This is a genomic window from Liquorilactobacillus vini DSM 20605, assembly GCF_000255495.1.
GTDB lineage: Bacteria > Bacillota > Bacilli > Lactobacillales > Lactobacillaceae > Liquorilactobacillus > Liquorilactobacillus vini.
Map to the genome: position 1 here is coordinate 21568 of NZ_AHYZ01000194.1, position 12155 is coordinate 33722.

At 36.9% G+C, this 12155-nt stretch carries 10 protein-coding genes; 3 read left to right on the forward strand and 7 right to left on the reverse strand.

The features are described 5' to 3' along the window. Positions 1-23 precede the first annotated feature (23 nt). The 4 genes from gltX to ON15_RS10565 all read right to left on the reverse strand — a co-directional run bounded on the left by gltX (position 24) and on the right by ON15_RS10565 (position 4772). Complete coding sequence (gltX, locus tag ON15_RS10550; protein ID WP_010581463.1) at positions 24-1517, reverse strand: glutamate--tRNA ligase; 1494 nt, start codon at positions 1515-1517, stop codon at positions 24-26. A gap of 107 nt (positions 1518-1624) precedes the next feature. Next, positions 1625-2746 (reverse strand): PIN/TRAM domain-containing protein, encoded by a 1122-nt coding sequence (locus tag ON15_RS10555; RefSeq protein ID WP_010581464.1) that lies wholly within the window; start codon positions 2744-2746, stop codon positions 1625-1627. Positions 2747-2777: 31 nt separating this feature from the next. Next, positions 2778-4151, reverse strand: a complete 1374-nt coding sequence (gene radA, locus ON15_RS10560; RefSeq protein ID WP_010581465.1) for a DNA repair protein RadA — start codon at positions 4149-4151, stop codon at positions 2778-2780. Positions 4152-4232: 81 nt separating this feature from the next. Beyond that, positions 4233-4772 (reverse strand): dCTP deaminase/dUTPase family protein, encoded by a 540-nt coding sequence (locus ON15_RS10565; protein WP_010581466.1) that lies wholly within the window; start codon positions 4770-4772, stop codon positions 4233-4235. Positions 4773-4900: 128 nt separating this feature from the next. Here ON15_RS10565 and rpiA point away from each other — a divergent pair, with 128 nt between their 5' ends. Beyond that, positions 4901-5584 carry a ribose-5-phosphate isomerase RpiA gene (gene rpiA / locus ON15_RS10570; protein WP_010581467.1) on the forward strand — a complete coding sequence of 228 codons (684 nt, stop codon included), beginning with the start codon at positions 4901-4903 and terminating at the stop codon, positions 5582-5584. Between the two features lie 60 nt (positions 5585-5644). Continuing rightward, positions 5645-6979 carry a C1 family peptidase gene (locus ON15_RS10575; RefSeq protein WP_010581468.1) on the forward strand — a complete coding sequence of 445 codons (1335 nt, stop codon included), beginning with the start codon at positions 5645-5647 and terminating at the stop codon, positions 6977-6979. Between the two features lie 515 nt (positions 6980-7494). On the opposite strand, the gene ON15_RS10580 is transcribed toward ON15_RS10575, so the two are convergent. The 3 genes from ON15_RS10580 to ON15_RS10590 all read right to left on the reverse strand — a co-directional run bounded on the left by ON15_RS10580 (position 7495) and on the right by ON15_RS10590 (position 10684). Beyond that, complete coding sequence (locus tag ON15_RS10580; RefSeq protein WP_010581469.1) at positions 7495-8175, reverse strand: 2,3-bisphosphoglycerate-dependent phosphoglycerate mutase; 681 nt, start codon at positions 8173-8175, stop codon at positions 7495-7497. 146 nt (positions 8176-8321) lie between these two features. Then, on the reverse strand, positions 8322-9494 hold the full coding sequence (locus tag ON15_RS10585) for a C40 family peptidase (RefSeq protein ID WP_010581470.1): 1173 nt from the start codon (positions 9492-9494) through the stop codon (positions 8322-8324). A gap of 242 nt (positions 9495-9736) precedes the next feature. Continuing rightward, positions 9737-10684 carry an AEC family transporter gene (locus ON15_RS10590; protein WP_010581471.1) on the reverse strand — a complete coding sequence of 316 codons (948 nt, stop codon included), beginning with the start codon at positions 10682-10684 and terminating at the stop codon, positions 9737-9739. A 189-nt stretch (positions 10685-10873) separates the two neighbouring features. Between ON15_RS10590 and ON15_RS10595 the strand changes: the two genes are divergently transcribed. Continuing rightward, positions 10874-12109: an LCP family protein gene (locus ON15_RS10595; protein WP_010581472.1), complete on the forward strand. Its 1236-nt coding sequence runs from the start codon at positions 10874-10876 to the stop codon at positions 12107-12109. The last annotated feature ends 46 nt before the right edge of the window (positions 12110-12155 follow it).

Here is a 12155-nt window from a genome sequence, read left to right on the forward strand (position 1 = left end):
CCTTTTCATTCAAAAACATTTCTTTAGAAATTCTTCATTTCAGCTAAAGTTTGTTTCAGATGAACAAGTGCCTTCTTACGACCAAGCAACTCAATTGCAGCTGCTAACTCCGGCCCCTGTGTCTTACGAGTTGTCCCAATTCTGATTGGCATATAGAGTTTACGTCCCCGGACTCCGGTTGCCGCTTGAATATCATAAATCGTATTTTGAATTTCTCCAGCATCAAACAACGACATTTTTTCAATTCTCTTAATAAACTCTGCTAATACTAAAGCTGCATTTTCATCAGCCAATTCCTGCTTGCAAGCATCATCTAAAACTGGTGGATCATTGAAGAAAATTTCAGATAATTCATTAATCTGTCCCATATAAGACATCTGCTGCTTAAATAAACTTGTCAGTTCACGTGCCCAAGCAACAGTCTTTGAATCCGGATTTTCCGGCAGTTTTTTAGCCTTAATCAGCTGTTTGATTGACTCATTAGCGATCCGATCCATCTTAGCATTTTTAACATATTGGTTATTGACCCATTCAAGTTTCTTTGCATCAAATGACGCCGGCGAACGACTTAATCGTTTTGGATCAAACATTTTAATTAGCTGTTTGCGCGTGAAAATCTCTTTTTCCCCAACAGGTGACCAGCCTAGCAAAGTAACAAAGTTAAACATTGCATCCGGCAAATAACCAAGCTCACGGTACTGTTCAATAAATTGCAGCACACTTTCATCCCGTTTAGAAAGTTTTTTGCCAGTCTTAGTATTGATGATCAGCGTCATATGACCAAAGACTGGCGGTTCCCAACCAAAAGCCTCATAAACTACTAATTGTTTAGGTGTATTAGCAATGTGATCATCACCTCTTAAGACGTGCGTGATCTTCATCAAATGGTCGTCCACTACAACAGCAAAGTTATAAGTTGGCATTCCATCACGTTTTTGAATGACAAAATCACCGCCAATTGTATCAGAATCAAAGCTAATTGGTCCCTTAACCAAATCATCGAATTCATAAGTTCGATCCTTTGGAACTCTGATTCGCACAACTGGTTTTAATCCTGCTTGTCGGCAGGCAGCTTGTTTTTGCTTGATTTGTTCATCAGTTAAACCTTCATATTCATAAACATAGTGTGGAGCAATTCCATTTGCTCTTTGTTCTTCGCGTTGTTTTTGCAATTCATCTTCAGTTACAAATGATTCATAAGCCAGATCTTGATCTAAAAGTTGTTGGATCAAAGGCTTATAAATCGTCATTCTTTCTGATTGGCGATACGGCCCGACTTCACCAGGTTTATCAGGTCCTTCATCCCAGTCGATCCCTAACCATTTTAAGTTTTCCAGTTGGCTTCGTTCGCCATCTGCAATATTCCGTTTTAAATCAGTATCTTCAATTCGAATTACAAAAGTCCCGTTATTATGACGAGCAAATAAATAATTAAACAATGCAGTCCGGGCATTGCCAATATGCAAATGACCGGTTGGACTCGGAGCATAACGTACACGAATCTTTTTATCTGCCAATGTTAGCGCCTCTTTCTTCTTTAATTGATTATCACTATCAAAATAGCTTACACAAAAACATTTTACACTGAAAGTCAGCAAAAATAAACTGTTTAAAAACAGCAGCTTTAATTTTTTGCTTTGATTTCACGAGTAGCATGCGTTGGCTTAGCAAAAATCATTCGACCAGCATCCGTCTGCAAAGCGCTGGTTACTGTAACTTCAATTGGTTGATTTAAATAGTAACGACCATCTTCGACCACAATCATTGTTCCATCATCTAAGTAAGCAACACCCTGCTGCCTTTCGGTTCCATTTTTGATTACCGTGACCGTCATTTTTTCGCCTGGAATAACTCTTGGTCGCAATGCTTTAGCTAAGGCATTAACATTTAAAACTTCAACATTTTGAAATTCACTGACCTTGTTTAAATTATAATCGTTGGTCACGATCACCGCATCCAACAATTTTGCCAGTTTAATCAACTTGCTATCAACTTCTTGAATATCTTCAAAGTCACCTTCGTACATCTCAACAGGCACTTTTTTTTCTTTGCGCAATTTATTCAAAATATCTAAACCGCGGCGACCACGAACTCGTTTGATACTATCGGCGGAATCGGCAATATACTGCAACTCATACAAAACAAAATTTGGTACTACAAGTGTTCCTTCAATAAAGCCTGTCTGAATTAAGTCATAGATGCGACCATCAATCAAAATATTGGTATCTAGTAATTTTAAGCGATGAAAGTTCTCACCAGCTTTGCGTTCAAGTACCTTATTTTTCCCATTTTCACTAGCTAAGCCATCTTTTTTCCGAAGAACCAAAAGCTTTTTTAAATCCTCGAGATGATTCTTACCAAAAACAAAACCAAGGTACCCCAAAATTAGCATTAAAATAATTGGCAAAATCGTGTTTAAAATGAATAATTGCGAATGCGAAAATAAAGTTGATATCAAAACAGCAATCAACAGCCCAATAATCGTTGAAATGCTGACTGAAATAATTGTTAAAGGATTTTGCCGTGCTAAATTTATTTCTAATTTTTTGATCAACATCTCAACTGGATCAGTTGCAATTAATGATATCAGCCACATGATCAGCAGACCAAATAACATATTAACCAATGCATTATTGATCCAAACATTCGTCTGCCAACCAATTAGCAGCCAAAAATATGGTAAAAATGAATACCCTGCTCCGATTCCAAGAGCAAAGAAAATAGTCTTAATAATTTTTTTTCTCAACTAATTCACTCCTTTCAATTTAAAATCAAATTCAGTTATTAAAAACTAATTTTAGAGCTTGATTCAAAGTAATGACCGGAACAACCTCAATTCCTGTTGGTAACTGCCAACCGCCAAAATTATTCTTGGGAATAAAAATTCGCTTAAAGCCAAGTTTAGCAGCTTCAGCAACTCGACTATCAATCCGATTCACTCGGCGAATTTCACCTGTCAATCCAAGTTCACCAATAAAGCAATCACTTGCTTGCGTTTCTTGATCGCGATAGCTGGAAACAATACTAATTGCCAAGCCTAAGTCAATCGCGGGTTCATCAAGTTTAACTCCACCAGCCGCTTTAAAATATGCATCTTGATTTTGCAACAACAGGCCAGCTCTTTTTTCCAAAACTGCCATGATCAACGATACTCGATTATGATCTAAACCAGTTGTTGTTCGTTTAGCATTACCAAAGGCTGTTGGAGTGACCAATGACTGGACTTCAACCAGTATTGGCCTTGTTCCTTCAAGTGAGGCAACAACTGCTGAGCCGGTTGCTCCCTTTAGACGTTCCTCCAAAAAAATCTCTGATGGATTTAAAACCTCCTGCAAGCCATTTTCCTTCATCTCAAAAATTCCAATTTCATTGGTTGATCCAAAGCGATTCTTTACTGCCCGCAAGATGCGATAAGTATGATGCAGATCACCTTCAAAATACAAAACCGTATCAACCATATGTTCCAAAATCTTTGGCCCAGCAATGGCTCCACCTTTGGTTACATGCCCAACGATAAAGATTGTGATTCCCTGCGATTTTGCCAGCTGCATTAATTCAGCGGTAACTTCTCTAATTTGAGAAACACTGCCAACTGCTGTTTGCATATCCGGTTCTTGCATTGTTTGAACGGAATCAATTACCATAAAATCAGGTTTTACGTCTATGGCAGCTTTTTTGATCAACTGCATATTTGTCTCTGGGTATAAATAAAACTGATCGTGACTAACAGCCAAACGTTTAGCCCGCAATTTAATTTGCAGCGCACTTTCTTCACCTGAAACGTAAAGAACCTTCTTTTTTCTGGCTGCTAATTGACCAGAAACCTGCATCAAAAGTGTTGATTTGCCAATTCCCGGATCGCCACCAATCAGGACTAATGAACCGGGAACAACCCCCCCGCCAAGCACACGATTAAGTTCCGGTGAAGCAGTTTTTATTCGCGGACTTTGTTGCAAACTAACTTTGCTGATCAGTTGTGGTCGTTGGTATTTAGCAGAATTAGTAAGCCATGTTCCATTTCTTGAAACAACTGGTTCCTGAACTTCTTCAACTAAGCTATTCCAGTTGCCACAATTAGGACATTTACCTAAATATCTAGGTGACGAGTAACCACATTTTTGACAAACATACTGTGTTTTAATTTTAGCCAACTTTTGGCCTCCCTCAGTCTAAATTTATACTAGCATAATCTTTTCTTTTTAGTTAACTTAGACAAGTTTTTTTAAGCTTTCTTATCTTCCTGATGAGCCAAATCCGCCTTGACGAGTTAAAGATGGTGTTTGCTCATCGTCGGCTAATCGAAATGGGATAAAAATACCTTGACCAATCTTTTCCCCCTGTTTAATTTGCTGATCTTTCAAGCCAAAATTAATTAATTGAAAAAATATTTCTCCTTCATTGCTGGAATTATTATAATAGTCCGCATCAACAATCCCGACCCCGTTAGGTAAAATCAGACTACGTTTAAGCGGATTGCTAGAACGATTAGCCAGCATTAAAAATTCATCTGGCTGCATATAAGCTTTAATTCCCGTTGGAACCAAAAAAGGACGCAAAGCATCTTGGGCTGATTGGATCTCGAATGACGTCAAAGCCTGTTTATTTTTGTTTAATTGCCATAAAGCTTTGATAAATTCAAGACGCCAAATACTTGGTAAAATAAAATCTTGGGCAGCAAAAAAATCATAGCCAGCGGCATTTTTAGTTGCTCTAACTGGTAATCTAACCTCTTCTTGACGGTAACGACTAACAACTTTAAATCCACGTTTCACTAAAATCACTCTTCCTCAGTATAATTATCAATATTAATATTATTTTAGCATAGTGCCGACTGATTCTAAAACTTCAGCTATGTTATAATTCCAGTAGGATTAATAAATTCCTAGCAAGGAGTGAGCTTATGAATCAAGATCAACTAAAACAACAAGTCGGCAACAAAGCTGTCGATTTGATCCATGACCAGATGATCGTAGGTTTGGGTACCGGATCAACCGTCAAATACCTGGTGGAGGCCTTAGGCGAAAAAATCAAACACGAAAATTTAACTATTACCGGTGTTGTTACCTCAAAAGCAACCGCTGCACTGGCTCAAAAATGCGGAATTTCTTTGAAAACAGTTGATCAAGTCGATCATATTGACTTAACGATTGACGGCGCAGATGAAATCAGTTCTGACTACCAGGGAATCAAGGGCGGTGGAGCAGCCTTATTATTTGAAAAAATTGTTGCAACCAATTCACAAAAAAATATCTGGATTGTTGATCAAAGTAAATTAGTTGATAAATTAGGTAAATTCCCATTGCCGGTTGAAGTCATTCCTTATGGCAGTCAAAAAATTTTTGAACGCTTTGTTAAAGAAGATTATCAACCAACGTTTCGATTAACTTCAACTGGTCAAAAGAAAAAAACTGATTCTGGCAACTACATTATTGATTTGCATTTACAGCAGATCAAACATCCGCATCAGTTGGCGCTGAAATTAAAAAGACAAGTTGGGGTTGTTGAACAAGGACTTTTTCTTGATTTAGTCAATATGATCATTGTTGGCACGGTTGACGGCCCCAAAATTATTCAAGCACGTTGATTTTATTCTTGATGCCATTTATCCTATAATAAGATTACTAGATTAAAGGAGCTGATTTATTTGTCAAAAGCAATTGATACTTCATTACTAACAAAATTTCAAACAGATCTTGAAAAGCGACCTGAACACCAAGTGATTGAACGGACTGTAACTAAAAACGGAATTTTTGCCAGTGCTACTGATTTCCAAAGTCAAACAGCAATGACACCTGTTTTTTCGATCGATCTTGATACCGGGGATGTTGCTAACCAGAAACAGTCCGGCCGCTGTTGGATGTTTGCAGCTTTAAACACCATGCGGCATGAAATTAAAAACAAGTTCAAAGTTCCGAAGGATTTTGAATTGTCGCAGAATTATACCTACTTCTGGGATAAATTAGAAAAAGCTAATTATTTCTATGAAAATGTTTTAAAAACTGCACACTTACCGCTCACGGATCGCAAAGTTGCTTGGTTAATGGGTACTCCACAGCAAGATGGTGGACAATGGGACATGATTGTGGCAATCATTCAAAAATATGGTGTCGTTCCACAATCTGTCATGCCTGAAACCTACAATTCTTCAAAATCAAGTGAGTTCAATCGAACATATAACCTAAAACTACGCAAAGACGCCATTACACTACGAGATTTAGTTGCCAAAAAAGCTAGCGAAGCGGAAATTGCTAAGCAAAAAGCTTCCATGCTCAGCGATAATTATCGGATGTTGGCTTATAGCTTCGGTGAGCCGCCAACAACGTTTGATTTTGAATATCGTGACGCTGATCAGCAGTATCATATCAAACGAAATTTAACTCCACAAAAGTTCTTTAAAGAATACGTTGGCTGGAATCTTGATGATTACGTTTCAATCATTAATGGCCCAACTGCTGATAAACCATACAATCAAATGTATACCGTTGAAATGTTGGGAAATGTTGTTGACGGTCGCCAGGTTCGGCATTTAAATGTCGATATGGATACTTTCCGTTCAGTAGCTTTAAAACAACTTCAAGCTGGTGAAAGTGTTTGGTTTGGCTGCGATGTTGGTCAGGAATCCGAGCGTCAAAAGGGCATTATGGATACTAAACTTTACCGTAAAAATGAGCTTTTTGACATAAATTTTGATTTGACAAAAGCACAACGTTTAGATTATGGCGAAAGTTTAATGACACATGCTATGGTTTTAACAGGAGTTGATGTTGTTGACGGCCAACCAACCAAATGGAAAGTTGAAAATTCTTGGGGTAAAAAAGTTGGCAATGATGGATTTTTCGTAATGAGCAACGATTGGATGAATGAATACTGCTATCAAGTTGTAGTTAACAAACAGTACTTAGCAACTGAATTGCAACAAGTTTTAGCTGAAGAGCCGAAGGTTTTAGCTCCTTGGGATCCAATGGGAGCATTAGCCTAATTTCCTTTAAAATAAATAACTTTCAAAAAAAATAGCCCTGGGATTAATGAAGTGCCCCACAATTATTAGCCGAGAAATCTAATGATGTGGGGCTTTTTTTTATGACTAAATACAGTAGCAAATTTAAAACTAAAGTGGTTAAGTGATATCTAAAAAACGATATTGGTTATCGAAAACTTTGCGCAATGTTTAAAATTCCAAGTATGTATCTTGTTAGAAATTGAGCTTACTGGGCGAAAATCCCGGGGTTTGCCTCCCTCAAAGTCCCTTCATGAAAGTAAAAACGGAGATGGTCACTTTGTTAGGGTTGCGGTATGATTTCAAAGAATTGTTAACTCGGCTTAGGTTACCACGGGCGACCGGCTTAAACGCGAGAAAAAACTTGACAAGTGTTCCAAAAACAAAAATGACTTGACGCCCTGTAAAATACCGGTATCAAGCCATGCAGCTTAATTCAAAATAAAACAACGTATCTAACTTTTCTATGACACTTCATTAATTTCAGCGCTGTTTTTTCAGCTACTTAATTCAAGTTTATGCCTTATCTGCAACCGATTATCCAAATCATAAATAATTGGAACTGCATTTTCGACTTCGACTCCATCGATTGATCGATCATCAATGTTCTCTAAATATTTGATTAGCGCTCTTAAGGTGCTGCCATGCGCAACTATCAACTGATTCTTACCATGTAATAGTTCAGGTGCAATTCGATCCTGCCAATACGGAATAATCCTTTTGGAAGCCATTTTTAAACTCTCTGCTCGTGGTAAAATCGTTTCTGGCCAATTCTGATAACGTCGCTGGTGATTATCAGGTTGACTCAATAATGGTGGCACCGTACTATAACTGCGTCGCCAAAGCGCAACTTGTTTTTTTCCATAAATTTCACGAGTTTTGTCTTTGTTTAAGCCACGTAAAGCACCATAATGCCGCTCATTAAGGCGCCAGGTTTTTTTGATTGGAATCCAATTTTGATCTATTTGATCAAGAATAATGTAAGAAGTTTCAATTGCTCGTGAAAGCATTGAAGTGTGCAACTGGAAAAATTTGATTTGAGTTGATGCTAATAGCTTTCCTGCTTTGACTGCTTCTTTTCGGCCTTGAGCTGTTAAAGGTGAATCTGTCCAACCGGTATATTCATTTAGCTGATTCGCCAAACTTTGTCCATGACGTATGATTACTAACTTTACCATCTAACCGCTCCCTGTATTATATGCTTCTTTTATCATAACAAAAATTATTGTGAAAGAGAAGACAAGCTATTCGATTAAAAAAAGAATGCAATTTAAAAATTACATTCCTTTAAATCATACTTATTCACTTTATAACGTCAGCTTTCTTAATTCAAACGACCAGCAAAACTTGGCGGAAAACCAGAAACTGATCCAACACTGACAAACGCCCCCGTGTGCGGAGCATGAACAAATTGTCCACCACCAATATAAATAGCGACATGATATACCCCACCGCTATTCTGCCAAAACAATAAATCACCAGGCTGTGCAGCTGAAACACTTTCACGAGTGGTCATTGCAGCTTGTGAAGCGGCATTATGAGGCAAACTAACACCAAACTTACTATAAACATACTGTGTCAACCCTGAACAATCCATTCCTGACAAACTGGCCCCACCATAAACATATGGAATATGCATCTTGGTCAAAGAAATAGCTGCTGAAACAACTGAACTAGTATCTACGCTTGCTGACTTGGCTGTACTTGAAGACGAACTTGAAGCTGTTGACGTTGTCTTATTTGCCAGCTGCACCTGACTTGTTGAACTATTATTATTACTATTACTGGTGTCAACAATCGTTGTACTAGAAGTAGCTTTATTGGCTTGGTTAACTGCTTGATCTGCTTTTGCCAAAGCCTTAACAACTGTACCTTGATCCTTTGCCGTCTTGACTGTTTTAGCTGCTTGCTGAGCTTTTTCTAAAGCTTTTTGAGCAGTTTGCTTAGCAGCTGCATCTTCCTTAGCCTTTTTAACTTTTAATTCAACCTTTTGGACTGCCAAATTGGCCATTTGCTCATTCAATTGGTTATTGAGCTGCTTTTGCTTGTCGGCCGCTGAATCAACATTTGCCTTATCAGCAACTACTTTTAACTTATCATTTTTTTGCTCGGCTAAAGTTTGGTTATTGGCTTTGACCATGGTAACAACTGCTGCAATGCGATCAATTACATCACTAAAGTTTTTAGAATCTGTAATAAACTGAATTATCGATCCTGCATCGTTTTCCTGTGCCGAACGTGCTTGCTGAGCCAAATGCTTTTTACGGGCATTAATATTGACAGTTAACGAATGGATCTCTTCTTCATCTTTAGTTTGCTGCGATTGAAGTTTTGAAATGCTTTTTTGAGCTTGATCAATTGAACTCTGAGTTGCCTCGATTTTTTGATTCACAGCTGTAATTTCATCATCCGTTGATGACGCTGCAGCTTTAGTTGTCATTCCAATTCCTGTTAGTAGGAATGCTGCTGTTAAAACCATTCGTGATACTTTTTTCACCAAACTACACCTCGTGTCTATTTCAATTAAATATGTATTAAAACTTGATTTGCTTAACCACAACTTTAATATTAGCATTTTAAAGTCCCAATAACGTTTACATTATTTTTACAAATATAGCATTTTATTAGCAGCAATCGGTCGCTATGTTTCATTAATATTTCAAATATTACAAAAATAGCCCAACCCGATTTTCCAACCGGGTTGGGCTACGAAAAACTAATCTTAAAAAATTAATGTCTTTAATTAATTGTCTGGGTCAAAACCATTAAAATTGGAACCATTACGAGAGATAAAATCGTCGTTTCAGTGACCATGATTGCAGCATAATCTGCATCTGCACCATATAGACTAGCAACTACTGGTGCATTAGTCATCACTGGCATTGCTGATTGCAAAATAAACACTTGTTTCATTAAAGTCGGCATCGAGGCCGGGATTACTAATAAAGTCATTAATAACGGTGCAAATAAAAATCTTCCTGATAAAACAAGCAAATTATCCTTACCAAAAGCTAGCTTTGATAAACCAGCATGCGAAATTGAATAGCCAATAAAGATCATTGATAACGGAATTGTCAAATCACCAATATATTGTAAATCACTGTCAATAAAACTTGGCAACTGAATCTTCAACAAAACTAAAATCACCCCTAAAATGAATCCCAGCAAGGGGGGAGAAAAAATTTTCCCCAGCGTCTTCTTCCAACTAAAGCTTGCGTCTGCCGTACCATCCCGCTGGATCAAGTATGTTCCAATCGTCCAAAAAATCGTAGTGTTAGCCATATAATAAACTAAAACATAAGGAACACTTGGACTGCCAAATAAAGCCTCATTAATCGGCAATCCGACAAAAACCGTGTTTGAATTAAAAAACATTGACGAAAATAAACCAGCGTGTTCATTTTTAATATGAAACAGTTGAACGAAGGCAAATGCCAGCAGCATCAAAATCATCATTGAGATAACTGGATAACGTAAATCAGGAATCATTTTTAATAGTTGACCAGCACTAAATTTATGTGTAATCGTAATAATCATGTAGCAAGGTAAAGCTACTTGGGTAACTAAACGGGCAATCAAGCGACCGGAATTTTCATCAAACCAATTTCTTTCAGTTAAAATATATCCGAGAACAATCATCACTAAAATTACCAGCACTCCGGCAACACTATGTAGAAAAACTTCCATATTTTTCCCTCTTTTGTAATCTGATTTTAATCAATGTATTTTTTAGTATAACATAATAATTTCCTTGCAGATTACAGGAGTAACTTTCATTTACAAAAAATTAATTTATTTTTAAATAATATTAGCAAATTAATTGTTATACTAATTAGTAGTATAATTTGCTTATATTGTTTGTTAAGGAGCTTATCCATGGATAAAAACGATAAAAAAAATTTTGATTTTGTAGAAACTCCCTTGCGACGAAGCCCACATTATAATTCTCATCGCAAAATTTCGAACCATATGTTACGAAAAAAAATCTGTGGTGCACTATTAATCATTTTATTAATTTCTTTTTATAGTGTTGGTGCTTATGCTTATTACTTATTAAGTGAAACCAAAACAACGATCCATCAAACTTATCAAAAGACAAATGTCAAAAAGCTCAGAAATGTTTCCCAAGTCTTAAAGCAAAAAAAGCCGGTATCGATTTTATTACTTGGAACTGATACTGGGGCTTTAGGACGAACTGATAAAGGGCGAACCGATACAATCATCGTGGCAACTATTAATCCAACAACCAAAAAAGCAACTTTAACTAGTATCCCACGTGATACCCAAGTTAAAATTGCTGGTTCCAGCAGTTCATATGGAAAAATAAATTCAGCTTATACCATTGGCGGCGTCAGCTCAACAATTAAAACTATCCAAAATACTTTACACATCCCAATCGATTTTTATTTGCTAATTAATATGGGTGGCTTAAGAAAGCTTGTTGACGATCTAAATGGCATCACCATTAAACCACTATTAACATTTAATTACAGTTACGCCCACGTTAAGAAAGGCAAGACTGTCACTTTAAATGGTAAGCAAGCTTTAGCCTATTCGCGAATGCGCTACTCTGATCCTGAAGGAGATTATGGTCGGCAAAAACGACAAAAACAAGTTATTAAAGCGATCGTTAATAAAGCCTTATCAACGGAAACAATTACTAATTATAAATCAATTTTAAAAACTCTTGAAAATAACATGCAGACGGATCTAACCTATAATGATATGATTACGCTTGAAACAAATTATAAAGATGCTGCCAGTTCAATCAAATCATACGTTTTACAAGGTGAAGATGCCACCATTAATGGATTATCATACCAAGTCGCAACGGCTAAAGAGAAAAGAAAAACCTCGAATCGAATTCGAGCATCTTTAAATCTAAATCCCTCGACCGATGATTTTGTGGGTGAAATAAATAGTTACTCTAATTATAAAAATTCCTATAATAGTCGCTCAAGTACTGGTAATTACTATGGAAATGGTACTTCGAGTAATGATCATTATGATAATTACGGAAAAAGTTCTGAAAGTTACTCGCATTATAGTCAAACATTTTCCAGCGATACTTCATCAGCTTATAAATCTGATAACTATGGTTTTGGAAATTAGCTTTTTAATTTTCTTAAATAAAAGCAACCGGAAAATCTTTGATTTT